Annotated in this window: 13 protein-coding genes; 6 read left to right on the top strand and 7 right to left on the bottom strand. The window is 45.8% G+C overall.

Annotation, left to right across the window (positions count from 1 at the left end; all coding sequences use genetic code 11):
* The first annotated feature begins 184 nt into the window (after positions 1 to 184).
* The 5 genes from DB398_RS06665 to DB398_RS06645 are packed head-to-tail and all read left to right on the top strand — an operon-like array spanning position 185 to position 7,254.
* Positions 185 to 2,365 (top strand): alpha-glucuronidase family glycosyl hydrolase, encoded by a 2,181-nt coding sequence (locus tag DB398_RS06665; RefSeq protein ID WP_234416124.1) that lies wholly within the window; start codon positions 185 to 187, stop codon positions 2,363 to 2,365.
* A 17-nt stretch (positions 2,366 to 2,382) separates the two neighbouring features.
* Positions 2,383 to 3,123, top strand: coding sequence for an SDR family NAD(P)-dependent oxidoreductase (locus tag DB398_RS06660; RefSeq protein ID WP_108423839.1), 741 nt, complete (start codon positions 2,383 to 2,385; stop codon positions 3,121 to 3,123).
* A 26-nt stretch (positions 3,124 to 3,149) separates the two neighbouring features.
* Positions 3,150 to 4,319: a mannonate dehydratase gene (gene uxuA, locus DB398_RS06655; RefSeq protein ID WP_199913370.1), complete on the top strand. Its 1,170-nt coding sequence runs from the start codon at positions 3,150 to 3,152 to the stop codon at positions 4,317 to 4,319.
* Positions 4,320 to 4,377: 58 nt separating this feature from the next.
* On the top strand, positions 4,378 to 5,538 hold the full coding sequence (locus DB398_RS06650; protein ID WP_108423621.1) for an endo-1,4-beta-xylanase: 1,161 nt from the start codon (positions 4,378 to 4,380) through the stop codon (positions 5,536 to 5,538).
* Between the two features lie 30 nt (positions 5,539 to 5,568).
* The gene (locus DB398_RS06645; protein ID WP_108423620.1) at positions 5,569 to 7,254 is read left to right on the top strand and encodes a glycoside hydrolase family 43 protein; all 1,686 of its coding nucleotides are present in this window, start codon (positions 5,569 to 5,571) and stop codon (positions 7,252 to 7,254) included.
* Between the two features lie 88 nt (positions 7,255 to 7,342).
* On the opposite strand, the gene DB398_RS06640 is transcribed toward DB398_RS06645, so the two are convergent.
* The 6 genes from DB398_RS06640 to DB398_RS06615 all read right to left on the bottom strand — a co-directional run bounded on the left by DB398_RS06640 (position 7,343) and on the right by DB398_RS06615 (position 20,834).
* Entirely contained in the window at positions 7,343 to 9,286 is a 1,944-nt protein-coding gene (locus tag DB398_RS06640) for a sialate O-acetylesterase (protein WP_199913358.1), read from the bottom strand.
* Between the two features lie 35 nt (positions 9,287 to 9,321).
* The gene (locus DB398_RS06635) at positions 9,322 to 12,303 is read right to left on the bottom strand and encodes a glycosyl hydrolase 115 family protein (protein ID WP_108423619.1); all 2,982 of its coding nucleotides are present in this window, start codon (positions 12,301 to 12,303) and stop codon (positions 9,322 to 9,324) included.
* Positions 12,304 to 12,331: 28 nt separating this feature from the next.
* Positions 12,332 to 13,447, bottom strand: a complete 1,116-nt coding sequence (locus tag DB398_RS06630) for an endo-1,4-beta-xylanase (RefSeq protein ID WP_108423618.1) — start codon at positions 13,445 to 13,447, stop codon at positions 12,332 to 12,334.
* A 244-nt stretch (positions 13,448 to 13,691) separates the two neighbouring features.
* Positions 13,692 to 15,200: a carbohydrate binding domain-containing protein gene (locus tag DB398_RS06625; RefSeq protein WP_108423617.1), complete on the bottom strand. Its 1,509-nt coding sequence runs from the start codon at positions 15,198 to 15,200 to the stop codon at positions 13,692 to 13,694.
* Positions 15,201 to 15,749: 549 nt separating this feature from the next.
* Positions 15,750 to 17,675, bottom strand: a complete 1,926-nt coding sequence (locus DB398_RS06620) for a RagB/SusD family nutrient uptake outer membrane protein (RefSeq protein ID WP_108423837.1) — start codon at positions 17,673 to 17,675, stop codon at positions 15,750 to 15,752.
* A gap of 18 nt (positions 17,676 to 17,693) precedes the next feature.
* Positions 17,694 to 20,834, bottom strand: coding sequence for a SusC/RagA family TonB-linked outer membrane protein (locus tag DB398_RS06615; protein WP_108423616.1), 3,141 nt, complete (start codon positions 20,832 to 20,834; stop codon positions 17,694 to 17,696).
* Between the two features lie 276 nt (positions 20,835 to 21,110).
* On the opposite strand from DB398_RS06615, the gene DB398_RS06610 reads away from it, so the two are divergent.
* Entirely contained in the window at positions 21,111 to 22,250 is a 1,140-nt protein-coding gene (locus tag DB398_RS06610; RefSeq protein ID WP_108423615.1) for a glycoside hydrolase family 43 protein, read from the top strand.
* Positions 22,251 to 22,753: 503 nt separating this feature from the next.
* Here the strand turns inward: DB398_RS06610 and DB398_RS06605 are convergent.
* Positions 22,754 to 23,512 carry a LytR/AlgR family response regulator transcription factor gene (locus DB398_RS06605; protein ID WP_108423614.1) on the bottom strand — a complete coding sequence of 253 codons (759 nt, stop codon included), beginning with the start codon at positions 23,510 to 23,512 and terminating at the stop codon, positions 22,754 to 22,756.
* Positions 23,513 to 23,514 lie beyond the last annotated feature (2 nt).

Genomic DNA, 23,514 nt, shown 5'->3' with positions numbered 1-23,514 from the left:
GTTGAAGGAGGCTTTTGGTACTAGGTTGTTTTTTATGCATTTACAATTCAGTTTCCCTAAAAATTTTCATTTTCGGAATCGATTGCGTAATTATTTTGTAAATCTATAAATATTTTATTTATTTTACCGAACGCAATTGATTGATTTGTTGCGTAAACAGCATTTTTTCATCGATTGCTACATCATGATACAGCCCTTGAAGATAAAGACCAACTGCCTTTTTATTGTTTTCCTGTTGATTTCCAATGCGTTGTTTTCAATGGGAAATGGATATGACCTTTGGTTGGACTACAGGAAGATATCGGATGATGCATTGTTACGGGCATACAGAGACCAGGTTCAGGCCATTCATCTGGGGGAAGGGTCCGAAACCTTGAGGGCGATCCAAAAAGAGCTCAACATGGGCCTTGGGCGGTTGTTGGATAGGGAAGTGGTTTTTGGGCACTATGGGGACAAGGAAAATATGCTTGTGGTTTCCATGCTTGCCCACCTGCCCAACGAATTGAAAGGATATATTGATGGGAGCAAGCTCAATAAGGAAGGCTATGCCATCAAATCCATCAGGCAGGAAGGTAGATCATATGTATTGGTCACTTCCAATGACGAGCTGGGCCTCTTATACGGAACGTTCCATTTTTTAAGATTGCTCCAGATGCACAGTCCGTTGGATGGGCTTGATATTGAGGAATCACCAAAGGTGGACATCAGAATGCTGAACCATTGGGACAATCTGGACCGTACCGTTGAAAGGGGCTATTCCGGATTTTCCATATGGAACTGGCATACGTTGCCCGATTACATAGATCAACGCTATATCGACTATGCAAGGGCCAATGCTTCAATAGGGATCAATGGTACGGCTTTGACCAACGTCAATGCCAATGGTCTTATTCTCACCCCACAATACTTGGAAAAGGTAAAGGCTTTGGCAGATGTGTTCCGCCCGTACGGGATTAAGGTGTATCTCACCGCCCGCTTTTCCGCGCCTATCGAAATTGGTGGTCTGGAAACAGCAGATCCTTTAGATCCCAAAGTAATCCAATGGTGGAAAGATAAAGTGGCCGAAATTTATAAGCACATCCCTGATTTTGGCGGTTTTTTGGTGAAGGCCAATTCAGAGGGACAGCCCGGCCCACAAAATTACGGACGTACCCATTTGGATGGGGCCAACCTTCTGGCCGACGCCCTTGCTCCTTTTCAGGGGGTAGTGATTTGGAGGGCCTTTGTATATTCTGAACATGACCCGACGGACCGAGCCAAACAAGCCTATAGTGAGTTTGTGCCCGATGATGGGAAGTATAGGGACAATGTATTGATCCAAGTGAAGAACGGTGCCATTGACTTTCAGCCGAGGGAACCATTTCATCCCATGTTCGGGGCAATGCCGCAGACACCTTTGATGATGGAATTTCAAATTACAAAGGAATATTTGGGCTTTGCTACGCACTTGGTCTATTTGCCCAAGCTCTTTGAAGAGGTCCTTCAATCGGACTCCTACAGCAAGGGAAAAGGCTCATATGTGGCAAAAGTGATTGACGGCTCCCTGGACCATAAAAAATTGACGGGAATGGCTGGGGTAGCCAATATCGGGACCGATGCCAACTGGACGGGCCATCCTTTTGGGCAAGCCGATTGGTACGGCTTTGGCCGATTGGCATGGGATCCATACCTTGATTCGGGTACCATTGCAAATGAATGGCTACGCTGCACTTTCACCAATGATATAAATTTTGTGGAACCCGTGAGGAAGATGATGCTGGAGTCCAGGGAAGCCGTAGTCAACTACATGACCCCACTGGGATTGCACCATATGTTTGACACAGGCCACCATTATGGTCCCGGCCCCTGGGTGGACAACCTCTCCCGACCCGAATGGAACCCGGTATACTACCATAAAGCGGACGCCCAGGGAATTGGATTTGATAGGACCAGCACGGGCAGTAATGCCTTGGCCCAATATGCCCCGGAGGTCGAAAAGCGGTTTTCAAACCTTGATACCTGCCCAGAAGAATACCTCTTATGGTTCCATCATTTGCCTTGGGACCATCAGTTGAGGAATGGAAGAACACTTTGGGATGGTTTGGGGATGAAATACCAACAAGGCGTGGACCAAGTCCGTACCATGATCCAGACCTGGGAGGAGATGGAACCTTATGTTGACGAATTCCGTCACCATCAAGTATCCCAATTGCTGGATATACAATTGAAAGAAGCAAAGTGGTGGCGTGATGCCTGCATGCTGTATTTTCAAACATACTCAAAAATGGATTTTCCAAAGGAAATGGAAAAACCTGAGAACACCCTAGAATATTACAAATCATTACAGTTTCCATTCGCTCCGGGAATCCGGCCCACATGGAATTAATTTTCAGAGAAAAATTGATGGACAAAAAAATAGCCATAGTTACAGGAGGCAACTCAGGATTGGGCCTTGCCACCGCCAAAAAGTTTTGTGAAAAAGGCATCAGGACATATGTCCTGGGAAGGAACAGGGAAAAAACGGAGCGGGCCTGTGCTGAAATGGGGTCAAATGCCGTTCCCATCATCATGGACCTGACCCAATTTGAAGGGATTCCGGCCATGGTCGATGACATTTTCAAGAAAGAAGGGCAGATAGACATTTTGGTCAACAATGCAGGCATCAACATGAAGAAGGAATTTGTGGACGTCACCAATGCTGAGTTTGAAGAGGTGATGCGGACCAATGTGTCCAGTGTTTTTGCCATCAGTAGGGAAGTGGTCAAAAAAATGAAGCTGAGAAATGCAGGGAGCATCATCAACATCAGTTCCATGGCGGCACAATATGGTATGCCCAAAGTGATTGCCTATTCGGCCAGCAAGACCGCCATAGAGGGCATGACCCGGGCCATGGCAGTGGAACTTGCGGGAGAAGGAATACGGGTCAACTGCATTGCACCCGGTTTTATCAAGACCGAAATGACCGCCAAGGCACTCGACTCCGATCTGGAACGAAAGGCAAAAGTTTTCTCGCGAACGCCCATGGGCAAAATGGGGATGCCCGAGGATATTGCAGATGCTGTTTATTTTTTTGCTTCGGACGCTTCAAAATTTGCGACAGGAACGGTACTTCCCATTGATGGGGGCAATAGTATAGGATTTTGAAAACAGGGCAACGACATATGATCAAAATGCAACAGACCATGCGGTGGTACGGCCCCCAGGACGGTGTCACGTTAAGGGACATCGCACAATGTGGGGTGCAGGGCATTGTGACCGCTTTGCACCAGATTCCCGTAGGCGAAATATGGGAGGTAAAGGACATCAGGGAGCGCCAACAGCTTATCCGGGACGAGGGATTGGAATGGACGGTCGTGGAGAGTCTGCCGGTCCATGAGGATATCAAAAGAAGGGGAGGGGCCTGCCAAAAATATTTGGAGAACTATAAAACAAGCCTAAGAAACCTTGCCCAATGTGGTATCACGGTCATCACCTACAATTTTATGCCCATTCTGGACTGGGTGCGGACCGATCATGGATATGCCAATCCAGATGGAACCAAGGCCTTGTTGTTCGATGAGACGGCCTTTATATTTTTTGATGTGTACCTGCTGAAAAGGCCTGGAGCAGTGGACGGGTATACCAAAGAACAATTGGAAGGGGCCAAGGCTTATGGTGATGCTTTGAACGAGCAGGAGAAAGCGAAACTTTTCAAAAATGTGTTGTTGGGCCTGCCGGGCAGTGATGAAAGCTTCACACCTGAAAAGATCTTGGAACTTTTGCAAGCTTACGAAGGAATTGATGATGACGCCTTGCGCAAAAATCTGGTCCATTTTCTTTCCGAAGTTGCTCCTGTGGCACAAGAACTCGGGTTGAAATTGGCCATACACCCTGACGATCCTCCTTTTTCGGTGCTGGGACTTCCCCGGGTGGTATCCACGGAAAAGGATATCGCAGAAATTTTATACGCGGTTCAGGAAAGTGCCAATGGCCTTTGCTATTGCACCGGTTCCTTGGGAGCGCAGCCCAACAACAATTTGGTGCGGATCATAGAACAACATGGCGATCGTATTCATTTTTTGCATTTGCGGAACGTAAAACGCGAGGATGGAAAACGGTTTCGGGAATCGGAGCACCTTAGTGGAGATAATCCCATGGAGGAAATCATCGAAAAGCTCTTGCTGTTGATGAACAAGAACCAAACACCACTTCCCATGAGGCCCGATCACGGATTCCTGCATTCGTTCGAGGGAAAGGAAAAATACCCCGGATATTCGCTGATCGGAAGGCTGAAAGGCTTGGCAGAATTAAGGGGAGCGGAGCTTGGGATCTTATACAAACTAAAACAAACAAATCCATAGAGTGAGTCCCTATTTGGAATCATTACTTAAAATGCATATGAACTAAACAAAAATTGAAATGAAATTAGAGAAAGTTATACCTGTTTTACTTTTAGCGTTGTGTATTGGGTGCAGTTCGGGGGGAGATTCCGATGGACCACAAGTTGGCGGACCGACCGAGAATCCAGACCCAGATGATCCACCAACGAACAGTGGAGATCCTTTTGTGTATACCGCCACGCAAAATTTGAAGGATGTGGCAAATTTCCCCCTTGGAAATATAGTCTCGGCCAGTAAATTGGCCTCTACATCTGCGGTCAACACCACCTTTAAGCAACTCTTGAACCAAGAATACAACAGCATTACGGCCGAAAACGACATGAAGATGGCCAATATGTTCACAGGTCCCGACACCTATGATTTCAGCGATGGGGATGCCATAGTGGCCTATGCCTTGGAGAACGGGTTCAGGGTGCATGGCCATGCCTTGATATGGCATTCGTCCATTCCTAATTGGTTGAACAGTTTTGGAGGAACAGATGAAGAATTTGAGGCACAAGTAGAGGCCTACGTCAAGGCAACCGTAGCTCATTTTGCCCAAGCGACCGATGGCGAGGGAAATCCTGTGGTTGCCTCTTGGGATGTGGTCAATGAGTATTTTGACGGTTCTTCCGTACGTACTTCGCTGTTCACCCAGCGAATCGGAACAGATTTTCATGAAAACGCCTTTCAATGGGCGAGGGAGGCCGACCCGGATGTAAAACTGTTCTATAACGATTACAATATTGCAGGACAGGTAGATAAACGCAATGCCATTATAAATATGGTCGATAACTTTCTGTCCAACGACATCCCAATCGATGGGATCGGAATGCAAATGCACCTGAACCACGATTGGCCTTCGACCGACTTGCCCATTTCCATACAGGACATAGCGGATACTGGATTATTGGTCCATGTTTCGGAATTGGATGTCAAGGCAAATTACAGTGAGGATCTTGATGTGCTTACGGTGGAAAGGGCCCAAGCCCAGGAGGAGCAATACCAGCGTGTAGGGTATTACTACACCACCATTGTGCCCCAAGCGCAACAATTCGGTTTGACCATTTGGGGTTTTAGGGACCAGGACAGTTGGTTGTACGATGGTGGTTCGGATTGGCCATTGCTGTATGACAATGATTTCAACACCAAGATAACCCACAGGGGATTGGTTGCAGGTCTGAATGGGGAAGCCCCTTGATCACAACCACAAGATCACTATAAATACAGTATGAAGAAAATAATCTTATTTCCGTTGGTGGTGCTATTCTTTTTGGTGCCAACCGACTCAACAGCACAATCGACCACTTTGGTCAACCCTATCCTTTCAGGGTTTTATCCCGACCCTAGTATTGTCAAGGTCGATACTGACTATTATCTGATCAATTCCACCTTTTCCTATTTTCCAGGAATTCCTGTCATGCACAGTAAAGACCTTAAAAACTGGAAACAGATCGGTAACGTGATCCATCGTCCATCGCAAATGGATTTTATGGGCGAACGGATGACAAGGGGACTGTTTGCCCCTGCCATTAGTTATCACAAAGGGATATTTTATGTGAGTTGCACCGATATCGACAATATGGGCAATTTTGTGGTGACAGCTACCAATCCTGCTGGGCCATGGAGCGACCCTGTTCGACTTCCCGAAGTCAGGGGCATAGACCCTTCCATTTACTTTGATAAGGAAAACGACAAGGCTTATATCATTTACAACAGCGATGCCCCAGATAATAAACCATTATATTCCGGACACAGGACCATCAGGATGTATGAGTTTGATTATGAAAACCTGAAAACAGTAGGAGAAGAAATACAGTTGGTCAATGGGGGAGTGGACATTTCGCAAAAACCGGTTTGGATTGAAGGGCCACATATCTGGAAAAGAAACGGATGGTATTATCTGTATGCCGCAGAAGGGGGCACATCGATCAACCATTCCGAAGTGGTGTTTAGAAGCAAATCACCAAAAGGTCCCTATGTTCCTTATGAAAACAACCCCATACTCACCCAAAGGCATTTGCCGGAAGACAGGGAAAACCCCATCACATCCACGGGTCATGCCCAATTTGTGGAAGGACCGGATGGAAAGACGTATTCCATTTTTTTGGCCGTCAGGCCCTATGAAGGAGATTATTACAACACAGGACGTGAAACATTCATTGCTCCCATCGAATGGAAAAATGATTGGCCCCACTTTGATCTGGGAGGCGAGGAAGTGAAGTATGCATACCAGGTCAATTACAAGGAAATACCACAGGAAGGAGCTTTGCCACAATCTGGGAACTTTGAATATACCCTAGACCTTAAAAAGGAACTGGATCCATCATTGCTCTTTCTTCGGACGTTGGATAGCAGTGCTTTTACCATTTCCGAAAAGAAAGGTTTGGTCTTAAAGCTGAAACCAGAAACCATTGCTGGATATGAAAATCCTACTTTTGTTGGGAAACGACAGCAACATTTGTACAGTAGGGTGGAGACCCGAATGCAGTTCGGTGCGGAATCCGAATATGAAAAAGCGGGCTTGGTGGCTTTCCAAAACGAAACACATTTTTATTTTTTGGCGTTATCCCAAAAAGAAGGTCAGCAAGTTGTCCAACTTTACAAGAGCAACCCTGATGGGGGAGAAATGGAAGAACTCACAAATAGTGGTCCCTTGGAGATTAAAGACAATGGGATTAACCTCGCTATCGAATCCAAAGGCGCTACATATAGTTTCTACTATTCCGTAAACGGGCAAGAATGGCAACTGCTTAAAGATAACGTGGATGCCAAATTTTTGAGTACCAAGGCAGCAGGCGGATTTATCGGCTGTTTGTACGGTATGTACGCTACGTCTTCCGGGGAAGAAGTTGAAAATACTGCATCTTTCAAGTATTTAAAATACTCAGGCAACGACCCTGTTTTTAGGGATTGATTCAATAACCGACAGCATTATTTAATAAAAGCAAGAGGGGAAATCGACATCGAATTCCCCTTTTTGTTTTTAGCCTTCGGCAGGTAATTTACTCCGTACTGAAAGGCGACGCAGGAAGCCCCTCTTTATTATATAAATTCGGATTATCAGGATTGTCGGCCCATGCGTAGCGCACATATTTTGGATTGGGGATTTCATCACTCCAAACAATCACTTTATCTCCTTCGATTTTTGCGGTGGCCCACACAAACTTTTTATCCTCCCCTGCAATCTCAAAACTGCTTAGGGCCTCACCATCATTGGTGACCAATTCACCGCCGATATGGGAAAAGGAAATGATGATTTTGTCCCCTTCGATTTCAGAAGTTTGATAAAGGGGCCCAGAATACACAAGTTCTTCACCATAAGCAATTTTTTGGGCCGCCATAGCCATTCGCTCCCCCACATCTTTCTTGTTGTCGGGATGGATGTCGTTCCATTCGCCAAGATCAATATTGACGGTCATTGCGGTATTGGAATCGCCCAATGCCTTTAGTTGGGCTTCCCTGAGTTTGGCCCAATTGCTTTCCGTAGGAGAATAGGTTACATCGCCAAAATTGGGAAGCTGCGCATAGATGAAGGGCAATTCTGGATTTTTGTAAATGCCTCTCCAGCCATCCATCAGGGCATGCATCAACTCCAAATAGTCTTCCGGTCTGCCCGCATTGCTCTCCCCTTGGTACCACAGCACGCCTTTAATAGGGAGTTGGGTGTAGGGAGCAACCATACCATTGTACAGAGCTGTAGGCTCGTTTTGTGGGTTGATGGTCCTTTCTTTGGTTTTGGAAAAAGAGGATAGATCCATAGGAGGGAACACTTCTCCAACCTTGTATTGCCAATATCCTTTTAGATCCACAGTATCCTTGTCCGTAAAAATCGAATAGGGTTTGTCCGGCACAAAACCGCCTTTTCCTGCATTATTCGTCACCCGTATAACGAAAGTGTTTTTTCCTGTTTTTAAGAGGTTTGCGGGTACGTCATACCTTCTTTGGGGGTATTGGTAGGTGGTATTCCCCACTTTTTCACCATTGATGTACAGTTCGTCCGCATCCACGATCCTGCCCAAGAACACTTTTGCTTCCTTTCCTTCCATGGATTGTGGCAAGGTGATTTCCTTTCTGTACCAAACCACCCCATTGAGGTCCCTGACCCCCTGGTCTTCCCAATAGCCTGGAATGTTGATGTTGCGCCAGTTCTTGGGTTCAAAGCTCACATCGTACCAAGGGGTTTCACCTATCAAGCCTTTATCCTTTGGTTTTTGTGGTTGCTGACCATTGAAATTACTTCTGGAATGGGTTCTTACAAAAGCGGTATCCTTGTTTTCTTCAATGATTTTTAATTTTTCAGGAAATTCTCGATACCCTCCTTCGTTTATCCACGCTTCGATAGGAGTGCCGCCTACACTGGCATTGATCAATCCGATGGGGACACCATATTTTTTGTACAATTTGCGGGCAAAGAAGTAGGCGACCGCCGAGAAGGGGCGCACTTCTTCGGATACGGCAGCTTGCCAAGATCCACCATTTATATCCTTGCTTGGGCCTTGTAGATCTGTTTTTGTGGGGACCTTAAAATGACGGATTTCAGGATAATTGGCATTGGCAATATCTTCGGCGTAGGTGACATCATGGATGTCCATTTGGTGAACCATGTTCGATTGTCCCGAGCAGAGCCACACATCTCCGATGAGGATATCTTCCAGAACAATCTCGTTTTTTCCTGAAAGCTTTAGCATATATGGACCCCCTGCTGTCATTTTGGGAAATTCCAGATTCCAATCCCCTTGGGCATTGGCGGTGGTCTTTCTTCGTTTTCCGTTGAAGTTGCCCGTAATATGCTCCCCTGGCGAAGCCCATCCCCAAATCGTAATTTTTGCGTTGCGCTGTAGGACCATACTGTCCTGAATGATCTTGGGGAGTGTTATTTGGGATATTCCCGAGGCGACCGAGCACATCAACAAAATGAGGGTCACTAATGCTTTGATTCGTTTCACAATTATCGTTTTAGGGTATTGTTTTTCAAAAATAATTATTGGACCAGTTTGCTTTCTGGTGGACCCAAATAGCTCTCTGCTTGGACACCTTTTTTTTGCAATACGATCTTTTGCAATACCAAACCGGGGTCCACGGCCCAGTATCTTATGGTGTGTGCTCCTGCCGGAAGCTCCTTTTCCAGTACGGTCTGCTTCATAATGTTGTCCTTGACCGCTTCGTTCCACCAAGTTGGATAGGTCCAATCCGCTGCAATGGCATCTTTGTGCAGGTTCATCAATATTGGGGTCTCCCCATCAATGGAAACAGCATAGATCAAACCTTCATCTTTTTGAAAATTCAGCGTGGGTGAAAAGTAGGTCGTTAGGCTGTAAGTGCCCGGTTCAAGCAGATATACTTCATATTCCAAATAGGGGCCATCAGCGCTTGGATTTTGTTTGGGAGCGGTGACGGGCGCAGTGGTTATCGCAGACCCGGTTCGGCCCAGATTGGGTATGGTCTGCCAAGAAACATCCGCGGTTTCCTTGGCGTTGTGATAATGGATGACATCGATGCTCACAATGCCTTGGTTCCCCACAAAACCTTTGACGACTTCAGGGAGATCATTGCGGATGGGAACACTGATTTTGGTTCCCTCTTCCGAATGATTGGCCTTGATCACAATTTCACCAACATCCTGTCCTTTGGGCGCTTTGTTCCAATCGATGCTGACAAAGATCTTTTGATCATATTGGATGGTTCCTCCCGATGCGGACAGTTGTATCCAATCATTTTCTGTGGTAATGGAATACGTCAGTTCTTCCCTGCCCATGTTAAAGACCTCTACATAGTAGTTTTGATCATTGACAGGGTCAAAGGTTGAAAAACTGTGACTGTTGAGGCCACTGGGCATCCATTGGAAACGACTCACACCATTTTCCACCACATACCCCAATTTGGCTTCATTTCCTGTTTGGATATAAGAGACCCCGGGCATTTTGTTGTAGGCGGGGTCGCTCCAACTGGTGTGTCCCATATGGGTTTGGGACATTATGTGGTTCCATTTTCCATTAGCCACTGAATCGTGATAATAGGTAGTGAATTCTGCATCCTTGAAGAACAATTCCTTTGTTTTGTCGGCATAATAATTGGTCGATGCCCTGTTTTGTATTCCATACAATCTGTTCTTTCCGGCCGCTACATACATCTCGTTCAGATTGGCGCAAGCTTCAACGGGGTATTGCACCAATTGATAAAAAGCATCATGGGCTTCGGTGGGCAATTGCGCTTTTACCTTTTGTGCCCGATTTACCAAAGATAGATACTCGGCCAACATATTTTCAGCTTCGTTGAAATGTTGAAGACTGTAGGTGGTGGGTTCTAGCAACTCGGGTTTTCTGCGTGCATTGTATTTGGTATAGAGCGCAATGATTTCCCCAATTTCTTTGGCATGCTCGCTTCCAAATTGCTTTTGCGCCCATGAGGTATAATATCCGGGTAGTTTTTCAGCTGGAAAATCCTCAGGGTTCCAGGCATAGTCCAAAAAGAAACTGATGGGAAATTCCATGGGTTTGATATCCCCCACATTCACCAACCAAATTTCATCCACGCCATAGGAATAGGTGAGGTTCATTTGTTCCCAAACACGTTCAATTTGGATGGTGTTCAGCCATTTATAACTTCTGGGGCCTCCCACAAAATCAAAATGATAGTACATGCCATAACCACCTGAACGGGGTTCGCTGTCCAAAGCGGGCAATACCCGCACCTGCCCCCAATTATCATCGCAGAGCAAGAGGGTAACATCATCGGGTACACGCATTCCTTTGTCATAATACTCCTGTACTTCTTTGTAAAGGGCCCATACTTGAGGGGTTTCCTCAATGGGTTTTCCGGTGACCTCTTTGATGATCTCTCGTTGGTCTTGTACGATTTTTTCCAGAAGACCAATATTGGTTCCCTCGCTCATGGCCTCATCGCCGTCACCTCGCATGGCAAGGGTGACCACTTTTTCCTGTCCTTTGGTACGCTCCATGCCCTCTCTCCAAAATTTCCGTAGTTTTTCGGTGTTTTGGTCATAATCCCAAGGGCCTTCCCCATAACGTTCCCACTCCACGTGGGAGCGCATCAAGGGTTCATGGTGCGATGTGGCCAAAACCACACCCATTTCGTTGGCCAAAGGTGCTGTCTCAGGGTCATCGTCCCAAAGGGAATTTCCCCACATGGCCGGCCATAGATAGTTTCCTTTTTGCCTTAAGATCAGTTCAAAGACTTTTTCGTAAAACTGTTTGTTGAAGCCTCCAAATTTTTCAGAAGACCATCCCGATAAAGCCGGTGCTTCATCATTGATAAAGATGCCCCTATATTTTACCTTGGGTTCGCCAAGGGTGTACGTTTGAGGCTTTACGTAGATGTTTTTTCGAACTTTTACGGGAACATCGGCCCACCAATACCACGGAGAGACACCCATCTGTTCAGATAGGTCGAACATGCCAAAAATAGTACCCCGTTTATCACTCCCGGCTATGACCAAGGCATTCTCCACCCCGTCCATGGGGTTTTCAACGGGAACGATGATGAACTGCTCCCATTTGCCTTCAAGATTCGCGACATCAATTTTACCTTCTTTGGCCAAACGGTCGATCATGGTACTTTTTCCAACGGTTCCAACAATGATCAGGTCTTTTGATGTGTGGTTTTCCCCAACGATCAGTTCCGGCTCTTGACCAGAGACAAGTCCTAGGTCCTTTTGGAACATATTGGCGATCCGTTGGACTCCGGCATGATCGGTTTCGCTGATCAAAATGGCGGAGGGAACCCCGTTTTCAACCAACGTGAACCCACTATTTGCCTTCTCCGTTGTCAGCAGGGCGTTTTCAGGAAAGGCATCCTGTGTGGCCAGGGTATGTATTTTTTCCAATGGATCTGTTACCTCTCCGGAATGTTCCTTTTGTTCTCCTTTGCAGGAGATGATAAGGAGTAGGAGGAACCCTGTTTGGAAAAGTGAGAGGGCAAAACGGGAATTTGTAGTTGTCTTCATGGGTCTTGTGTGGCTATAAAAATAAGGATTAGTCTTTAACGGTCTGGATTACGGATTCATAGGCTTTTTTAGGTTTCATTTCCCTGTCAAACAACAGGGTGTAATCCGTTCTGCCACGGATCGGAAAATTGTTTTTCCAGGAGAGGCCATCATGCAAACCCCAAAAGGTGACTCTTCCGATTTTATCGGAATGTTTGTGGAACAATTCAAAAATGTCCGCATAACGTTTTGCCAGTTTGGATTGGACCGAATCGGGCAAACCGTTGGGGTAGGGGTCCATGGCAGGAGTGTTCTCAAAACGTACGGAAACATCGGCAGTAGGGGAGTTCCAAGGACTGGGCAGGACCGAGATGTCCAGTTCCGTGAACATGATTTTTACCCCTGTTTCCGAATACTTGTTGATGGCGGTTTCAATCTCTTCAATGGAGGGCTTATCCAAACTCCAATGGGCCTGCACGCCAATACCATCTATCTTAATGCCCTTGTTTTTAAGGTTGTTGATGATGCGGATGGCACCGTCCCTCTTTTCTGCATTGATGAGGTTATAGTCGTTGTAATACAATTCTGCTTCAGGGTCTGCGGCATGGGCAAACCGAAAAGCGTTTTCTATAAAAGCTTCCCCACTAATTTGGAAGAAAAGAGATTTCCTATAAGATCCATCTTCTGCCAAAGCTTCATTGACCACGTCCCAGCCCTTCACCTTTCCTTTGTACCTGCTTACAATAGTGGAAATGTGATGCTCCAGACGATGGGTCAGTTCGGTTGCGCCAATAGTGTCCCCGCTATCGGTCTTGAACACCCAAGGGGCCAATTGGCTATGCCATACCAAGGTGTGGCCAACAACGAACATGTCGTTTGCCCTTGCCAGTTCCATCAACTTATCGGCCTGTTCAAAATTGAATTCGTCCCTTTTGGGGTGAATGTGCATCCATTTCATGTCGTTTTCAGCGGTCAATACATTGAATTGCGATGTGATGAGGTCGATTTCTTCGGTATTGGTTTGGTTGATTTGAGAACGATTGATGGCAACTCCCATCAAGAATTTATCCTTGAAGGCTTCTTTCAGGCTGGTTTTTTGCGCGAACAGGGGTGATTGTACTAAAAGTACAAGTGCGGCCAAACGTAGGATCTTAGCTTTATTCATAAGGTTTTTTTGCAATTATGGACATGATAATAGTGGTGTAAATCAACCCTAGAAAAGCAATCGGTTGCTTTGATTAAATGTGTCAATTTCACCTTTTGAGGTTTCTATTTATTGGAAAACAAAACTGTATCCATTGGATCATAAAAGGAAAGGCCGCCCAATGACAGCCTCTCCGTATTCTTCCTTATAATTTGAAAATGTCGTTCACGTTTTCAAATTCAAGATGCAGTATGGGTATCAATGCTTATTCAGGTGGCGCCAAAAGACTCACATCATCAATAAAATATACGGCATCCAGCGTAGCCCCGAGATCCAACACAATACCGGTCTGTGTGCCATTTGCGGTAAAGATCCACTCCACTTTTTGCCATTCGGTGGTTACGGTCACATTGCCTTGGTATTGGGCCTCCCCATTACCAGTGGTGGACATTCTTATGGAGCCCCCGTTGCCTGGGCCTGGGGCTGCTTTGATCCATAGGCTTGCGGTATATTCCACACCATCTTCTGTAGGAACGGCATCGCTTGCAAGCTGTGTCCGCCATGCGTCACTTCCAAATCCAACGGCCCTGAGCGCCCTGTCACCGTTCCGGACTTCATCGGACGCTGTTGTGGCGGTCAAGAGATCGGCTCCATTGAATTTACTCCAATTGGTAAAATCATCTCCGGCTCCTTCTTCAAATCCTCCATTGAGTAGAATTTCCGTTGGCTGTGGCCCGGAAAGGCCCGTCGCGACCAAGGTTACGTTATCCACATAATAGATGGCATTGGCAATGACACCAAGGTCCAAAACCGCCCTTGCTGGTGTTGTGTTGGCCGTAAATACCCACTCAATTTGTTGCCATTCGGTGGTGATGTTGTAGTTGCCGCTGTAAAGTGCATCCGGATTGGTCGAGAACCTAATATTTCCTCCATCCCCAGGAGATCCGGCTTGGGCTTTTATCCACATGGACAAGGTGTATTCCACGCCTACTTCCATTGGGGCGGTATCACTGGCCAATTGGGTTCTCCAGGCATCTCCGCCCACTGCAACAGCACGCAAGGACCTACCAAAATAGGCTTCGCCATCCGAAGTGGTGGCGGTCAGTCCGTCTCCACCATTAAATTTTGACCAATTGGAGAAATCATTTCCATCTCCTTGCTCAAAACCTCCATTCAAAAGCAGATTTTCACCCACATAAAATTTTCCGGGTGCCGTGGCCTCCCCTCCGGATGTAACCACAGTGATGGCGGCCGCCAAATTTTCTTCTAGACCTGCAGGAACGGTTATCGTCAATTCGGTGGCTGTGGATGAAACCACACTTGCTTCAACTTCTCCGATGGTCACCGACTGTAGATTGTTCAAGGAGGTTCCTTTAATGATCACTTCCCCGCCTTCCGGAGCGGCATTGGTGGACAATGCTGTAATAATTGGAAAGGGTCTTGCAACGACTTCTACGTTGCGAGTGACAATATAACCATCGGGCATCACCAAAGTAACAACCGCATTGCCAATGGCTGCGGATGTGGGCAAGGTGAAAACCAATGTTTCCCCATCCAATTGAAAGGGAATCTGATTATTTCCTAAAAAGACAAATAGGACGGCTTCAAAATTGCTGCCTTGCAGGGTCACCTGATCACCGGGATAAAAATTTTCGGATTCCACACTGGTTACATCCACCGTAGAAGCGGATAGATCGTCGTCGTCACAACTCAATACAAAAATGAGTGCAAGGACTGTAAAAAAATTACCTAAATATTTTAGTGTTCTTGACATGGTTATTAGTTTTTTTGGTTAGAACTATCATTTGGTTCAATATGTAGAAGGGTCAAACAATGGTTTCTGAATGGTTACTGTATATGAGGTGACCATACTGTTGGTAGTATGCCAATTCCAACTTCGTCGGACATTACTCTTATAATTTCCATGTCGCCTGTATTTGCGGTAATAACTAACAGTGGACGTAAAGAGAATCTCTTCTGTACACCAGGCCTATTTTTACCTAACAAGTATTCAAACAAACGATGGGTCATGTTGCGAAGTTTTAATTTCGTATGGTCATTAGATTTGATTATGATAAAAAAGAGACAATAAAAATCTCAATATTGTAAATATACATAATATATGATATAACGCAATCGGTTGCGTTAATTTTTTTCAATGAAAATGTATTTTCTGCAAGTACCTTTCAAAAAGTGCTGGGCAAGCGTTTCCACAAACGGTTTGTGCATATCGAAAGAGGCTGTCTAATGGGGACAACCTCTTTCTTAACGCAACTTAAAAACTAACTCAAACTATTTATGAAAATTAAATAACTTCTCTCTTTTAATACCCTGGGTTCTGGTATGCTGCCTTGTCAGCTTCGGACATATTCAAATCATCTATTTGGTCCTGGGGTATTGGTCTTAAGTAATGGAACGGTTGAATGTTCCTTTCTTTTGTCTCGGGAGTATGGTTGGTGGCGTCGGTCCCTGCAATTTGGTAAGAGCTGGCATATTCCGTCCATTTTTGGGTGCGGACCAAGTCATACCATCTCACACCTTCACCAAAGTACTCACGTGACCGCTCTGCCAAAACAAAGTCAATGTCAATCACGGCTGGTGTTGCGGCCATCATGGCAGCACTGTTGTCCTCCATACGTTCTTGCTGTTCCCCATTGTCAAAGCGCCACATTCCGGCACGTGCACGAATCACGTTTATCAACTGTCGTGCAGTATAGCTTCCGGAAGCTCCTTTTACGGCCGCTTCAGCTGCCACGAGGTAGAATTCCGAGTATTTGGCAATAGGGAAGGGGCGTGTGATTGCACCGTTTGGTGATCCCAATCCACCTGCGTTATCGGTCCGATACGTGCCAAGTTTCCATAAACCGGGGTAGAATCTCCTGTTGATTTCATTTAGGTTGATGACATAATCCGATCTTCCGGGGATTTGTCCGCCTCCAATGTTGCCTCCGTTTACACTATAGTCAACAGCTGGGTTGTAATCGTCCAAGAAGGATACAACCGCATCGCCAGGCGCTATTTCCATGCCATTGGCAGCTGTCAAAGTGGGAGTGGTGTCACCACCTTTGTCCCAGTTGCCACGATAACTGGTGACGAAAGTACCATCGTACCTGGAATCCAAGCTCTTTTCAGCAAAAATATCTGTGAACACATTGATGGATGGTGCCATGCGCGTCCAAGGTCTTCCATAGCTCTGAGCAGCCTCGCGTTGCACTGCGGCCACACCATCCACACTGATTGTGGTGTAATTGGACGTTACCATCCAAACCGCTGTATTGGGGCCTGGGCTACCATCACTATTGTTTTCGCCGCTAAACTGTAGATCTGCCCCGTTGTAGATTTGACTTTCTTCCGTACGATCGGCGTAAAGCATCATTTCTGCATGACGGTCATTGGTGGCAAGGTGTACATCATAGAAATAGTCCAACAAACGATAGGGACCTGGGTCATTGATTCCAGCCACAGCTGCATTATACGCTTGCTGGAAATAATAGGAGGGATCATTGCCATTAGGGTCGGTTCTGGGCGCATCTGGATAGGTAGGGATGCCATTGGGGTTTTCCAACCACCATCCGTAGGTCAAATACGCTTTGGCCAAAAACAGGCGGGCCACATTCTTGGTCACCGTCCCTGTTAGTCTAGGGTTGTCCGGCAAATCGTTGGCTGCATCGATCAAATCAGGTATAATGGCCTTGGTATAGACCTCAGGAACGGTATTTCGTACTGAAGTCCTAACAGCGGAACTGTTAAAGGCCAATTCACCGGAACCCAGGTCTAAGGGCACACCTCCATAGGTCTGTACCAACATGAAATAGTTGAAGGCCCGAAAGAACTTGGCCTCTGCGATCAGAGATTCGTTAAGACCAACAGCGGCCGCATTCTCTATGATCCCACTGGCCGTGTTGATGGCTGGGAAGGCATTGCCCCATAGCCTGCCGATGGAGAAACCGCTTTCTGGGCGCAAGTTACCTTCGCCCGTGAGGTCCAGGTCATAAAAATTGTTGTCGGCACTTTGTGCGGCACAATATTCATCTGTTCCTGTTTCCCCATGGTTTATAAAATAGGCGAAGCCATAGACGTTCCGTAAATTTTGGTACAAATAGGTCAAACCACCTTGGACGCCCAGTTCGGTGGAGAAAAACTCAGGGGTGAACACGCCTCTTGGTTCTTCTTCCAGTATGTCCTTCGTGCAAGAGCCTAAAAACAACGCAATCGATAGGAAGGCTATTGATATATTTTTTCTTTTCATCTTTTCCATGATATTCTTTTAAAATGTTACGTTTAGTCCTAGCATAAAATTTCTCGTTGTTGGAACGTTGGCCCCAACGGTTGGTATTCCCCGGGAGATATTGTTGGTATTCACCGCTACGTTTTGGCGTGAACCATCGGCATTGACCCCAGAATTGGTTTCTGGATCCATGCCGGACTCGTCATGAAATGGTGAAAACAATACAAAGGGATTTTGTACGGTGGCATAGAGGCGGAGACTCTTGAACCAGGAATCTTTAATGGTGTTGGTGTCAAAATTATAGCCCAAAGTCAATGCACGCACCTTTAGGTAAGACCCGTCGAAATACCCCAACGTACTTCCGTATTTTGGGTTGTCACCACTTTGTATGCCTCCAGGGGCAGGATATTTGGCACCGGTGTTGTTCGGGGTCCAATAATTAACGTCAACGTTGTTCCTTCTGCCTGTGAGTAAGTTGAGATAGCCACTTGATGAATATAAAGTACTTACCAGGATACCACCACTTTGGAAGGCACCTACCATGCTCAGGTCAAAATTCTTATAGGCCAAACGCGTATTGAAACCGCCCATGAAATCAGGGGTGGGATCTTGCACAATTCGATCGTCGGCACCTATGACACGTGTTGGGGAGCCATCCGGATTGAAATCACCGGTATATCTTACCCTGATCATCCCTTCATTGCCCCCTGGCTCATATTGATCGAGATATTCAAAACCTGGATCGGATTGGTTCCAAAGCCCCAATCGCTCATAGTCAAAGATCACATTGATCGGGGAGCCTACAAACCAAAGGTTTCCTTCATCCCTGTCCTGCCCAGAGGCCAAGGAAGTGATTTCGTTCCTATTGGTGTACACGTTGATCCCGACATCCCAGGAAAAGCCATCGGGATTGTCAAAAATGGTTCCGTTCAGTGCTATTTCAAGACCTTTGTTCTCCGTATTGCCAATATTGCTGGTTACGCTGCCCACACCGGCAGTACTTGGAAGTCCCAGACCCAATAAGATATCATTGGTCTTGGTGATGTAATATTCCACACTCCCGGATAGCCGATTGTTGAACAACCCGAAGTCAAGACCATAGTTATAGGTCTCTGAAAACTCCCATCCCAAGTTTGGGTTGGGCAATTGGTTTACAAAGTAACCTGTGGCAAAAGTATCCCCAAAATTGTAGTTGACCTGTCCCAATCTCCCTTGAACCGAATACGGTGCAATGGCCTGGTTGGAGGTCTCCCCATAACCTGCACGCAACTTTAACAGGTTCACCCATCCTACATTTTTCATAAAGGATTCGTTGCCAATGTTCCATCCGATGGACACGGCGGGATAGGTGACCCATTTGCGACCGGGGGCCAATCTGGAGGAGCCATCGGAACGTAATGTGGCGGTCAGCAGGTAACGGTTGTCAAACTGATAGAGTACCCTTGCCATATATGATAATAAACCTGTTGCGGAATATCCGGTTCCGTAGTTCGTGATGTCCTCCGTAAGTGCTGCATCAAGATTGTACCATAAAGAGGTTTCATCGGGAACATTTTGAACGGTAAGCCCAACATTGTCAAATTCAGTGTTCTGTGAAGAGAACAGTCCCACAAAATTGACTTGGTGCTTGCCAAATATCCGATCATAGATCAATTGGTTCTCGATCACATAATCTTTTTGGATGGAAGAATTGTAACTTGCGGAGGATGGGCTAATGGGGTTATAATTGAAAACACCCTGTCCTGTGAAATTACCATCCCTTGCCGAACGGAAATTCAAACCAACGTTAAGGCGGTATTTCAATCCCTCTACCCAAGGTATTTGCAACTCACCATAGATATTGTTATACGTGCCGAAATCGAGCTGCTCGTTGACACGGCCCTTACCTATCCTATTTATTTCGTTCCGGGTAGCGACCCATTGATCATCCGCTTGTGTTTGAAGACGGACCGACTCTAGGAAATTTCCATCGGTATCATAAGGGCTCAAAAGGGGAGAGGCGGTCAATGCACTTCCGATACCGACAATACTGCTCGTTTTGTTGAAATTGGTCACAGAATTCAGACCAAAACGGAACAAAGACCCCACGTTCTGATCGATCTGCACCCTTAAGGAATACCTGTCAAAGGAATCGCCGGGAACCGGTGAAGTTTCTTTGAAATACCCCATGCCAACATTGTAGGAACCGTTTTCGGTACCACCCTGGACACTGATGTCGTGTGCTGTTTGCAAACCGGAACCATAGAGTAGGTCTTGCCAGTCCGTATCATTGCCCAAGTACTCATCGCCGGCCAGACCAAAGAGTGGGGTCCCGCCATTGTTGGAAGCTACATCGGCACGCAACTGTATCAATTGGGCCGCGTTCATCATTGGAAATTTCGCGAACACTTCCTTGGTTGCATAATAGGTATTGTAGGTGATTGTTGCCTTTTGGCCTTTGGCACCTGACTTCGTGGTTATCAAGATGACACCATTGGCGCCCCTAGATCCATAAATGGCCGTTGCCGATGCATCCTTTAAGATATCAAGACTTGCAATGTCATTTGGATTGATGTCACTGAGCCCGCCGGAAAAAGGGATACCGTTCAGTACGATCAGAGGATTGTTGTCCGCAGAAAGCGAACGTGTACCACGGATGCGTATCTGGGGAGCGGCCCCGGGTCTTGTACTGGTAGTGGAAATGTTCACACCGGCAGCCCTGCCTTGCAGTGCTTGCTGGAAGTTGGCCGATTGTACCTCATTCAGACTTTCGCCTTTAATGGAGACCACCGAACCTGTTACGGACTCCTTTCTCTGTGTTCCATAACCGATTACGACCACTTCATCCAATTCTTGGGTGTCCTCGGCCAATTGGACACTTATTGTGGATCGTCCATTGATTGCGACGGTTTGGTTGACGAATCCAAGATAACGAAACTCCAAGGTGGCATTGGAAGCTGCATCGATCACATAGTTGCCGTCAAAGTCTGTTGTTGTTCCATTGGTTGTGTTTTGCACGATAATGCTTACCCCGGGAATAGGCGTCCCGGAAGTATCCGTGACGGAACCCGATACCTTTATGGTATTTTGTGCCAGTACAGTTGTGGTGGAAAGCACAAACAGCAAAAAGCTCGTCAAGTACAAAAACAAAGGTGTCGCCCCCTTGCCATTTGTGTGAACAGTTAATGTTTTTTTAGTCATGTTACTAAGTTTTTATTTTGTTTAGTTAATTCGTTCCATTATGACAAAAAAGAATGCATAATATTTAGAATGTGATAAATATACACATTATATTTGTTGACGCAATCGGTTGCGTAAAAAAATTTAAAATTGCGTTAAAAAAATATTTAAGAATCTCTATCAATTCAGCTTAAAACATAGATAAACAAATGGATATATGTCCTGTGAGAAACTAAGCAAACGATTGCTATACCTTATGAATGTATATTTTTAACATTTTAATCAATACTTTATCCTATGAAAAACACAATTTTAATCCGAGAAAATGGTCCGTCTGGATTCTTTCTTCTAAGCATTTTTTCATGCCTATTTGTTTTGACCTCATCCTGCAAGCAACAAAAGAAAGCCCCAGATGAGGTGGATACCACAGATAGCATTGTGGTGGATACTACAGGGAAGACCCCGGATGTCGTATATACCCTAAGCTCCGAATTATATACCGCCGATCCTTCGGCCCATGTTTTTGAAGGTAAACTATATGTGTATCCCTCCCACGATTTTGAGTCGGGCATTCCGGAAGATGATTTGGGCAGCCATTTCAATATGGAGGATTACCATGTTTTTTCCATGGATAGCGTAGGGGGAGAGGTAACCGATCATGGTTTGGCCTTACATATTGATGATGTCCCTTGGGCGGGAAGGCAAATGTGGGCTCCCGATGCTGCCGAAAAGGGAGGGGAATACTTTTTGTATTTTCCCGTGAAGGACAAGAAGGATATCTTCCGGATTGGTGTAGCCAAAAGCACCTCGCCTGCGGGCCCTTTTAAGGCTTTGGATCTTCCCATAGGTGGTAGCTATAGTATGGACCCTGCCGTTTTCGAGGATGCGGATGGCAAGTATTACATGTATTTTGGGGGTATCTGGGGCGGACAGCTCCAACAATGGAAGGATGGTGAATACCTTGGTGAGGACTTATATCCTGCCGATGACGAGCCGGCCATCGCGCCCAAGATTGCCTTGATGAGCGATGACATGGTCAGCTTTGCCGAAGCACCGAAGGATATCTTGATTTTGGATAAAAATGGCGATCCCATCAAGGCTGGGGACAACGACCGTAGATTTTTTGAGGCTGCATGGGTGCATCGCTACAACGGCACCTATTATTTGTCCTATTCCACAGGAGATACCCATAACATTGCCTATGCCATTGCCGATAATCCCTACGGCCCCTTTACGTATCAGGGTGTAATACTTGATCCTGTATTGGGTTGGACCAACCATCATTCCATTGTGGAGTACCAAGGAAAGTGGTGGCTGTTTTTCCATGATAGCTCCATGTCGGGTGGAAAGACCCATTTGCGAAGTGTAAAAATGACCGAACTTACCCATAATCCGGATGGAACCATACAAAGGCTAAATGCTTTTGAGGGGAATTAAAAAGTGGAGACGATTATACGGTGGACATCTTGAGAATACATGAAAAAATCCTGTAAACATTATTTACAGGATTTTTTTGATGATGTTTCAGTGGAGCCGGAGGCACCAGAACCTATCGTTCAAAACCCCAATAAATAAGGGGTTTTCAGTCCTTGGTAAAATTATGCTCACCGAATAGGTGACTTTACAAAAATTTAACCTCATTTTGCAGGAAAACCCCAGTTTTTATAAGGAAAATCTGCAATAGATTTTTATTTTATAAATTTCACATCTCCAAATAGTTAACTTCCTACAGTTGTCATCCCCCATTTAGATTAGAATACCCATAGTGAATGGGGATGCCCTGTATTGTGCAAATATTTAAAATTAGACAAAAAATTAGCGGGGGCATGCCCCCGCTAATTTTCTATTTACACACTTTATGAGATAGTCCTAAAATCAGCGGCATGACTCTTAACTGATTGTCCACTTTTTTGTTTCAAGTTCACCTTATATTTTCTAACTTATTTAAACCGCAACATGGACTCCAAAATGCCGTTTATTTCATTCCTTTTTTGCCGTGAGACGGGGATTTCCCTATCGTCTTTCATCAACACGGTGCCCCCATCCCTTTTCAAAATGCCCTTGACAAATTGGGGGTTGATCAAATGGGATTGGTGCACACGCAGGAAGCCATAGTCCTGTAACATTTCCTCAATTTCTTTCAGTGTTCGGCAAATGAGCAGTTTGTTCCCATCATCGAAGAAAAAGTTCGTGTAGTTGTTGTCCGATTCACAACGCACAATGTCCCTGATCTCAACAATATGGTATCCGGCACCGGTGGGCAGGGCAATCTTGGATAGGTCCTTCACAGTGCCCTTCAGATTGAGCCGCAAAAGGTCCCACTGTTCAGGATTGGTCTTTTTACGGCGTTTTTCCCAATTTGACAATGCCTGCACTATACTTTTTTCGGTAATGGGCTTTAACAGATAATTTATGGCGCTGTACTGAAACGCCCGAATGGCATATTGGTCATAGGCCGTCGTGAAAATAATATCAAAATCGATGGGCAGGATTTTGTCCAGCAGCGCAAAACCGTTCAGGTTGGGCATCTCAATGTCCAGGAACAAAAGATCGGGGGTATGGGCTTGAAGATACTCCAAACCTTGGATGGAGTTGCAGAACGTCCCCGCGATCTTGTAGTCGGGATGCACCTTGGTGATGAGGTTTTTCAATACGTTCACGCAGTGCATTTCGTCATCGATGATAATGATATTGGCCATGG

It is taken from the genome of Flagellimonas amoyensis (assembly GCF_003058265.1).
GTDB lineage: Bacteria > Bacteroidota > Bacteroidia > Flavobacteriales > Flavobacteriaceae > Flagellimonas > Flagellimonas amoyensis.
The sequence above is the reverse complement of the archived record's forward strand: the minus strand, read 5'-3'. Positions and strand labels throughout refer to the sequence as shown.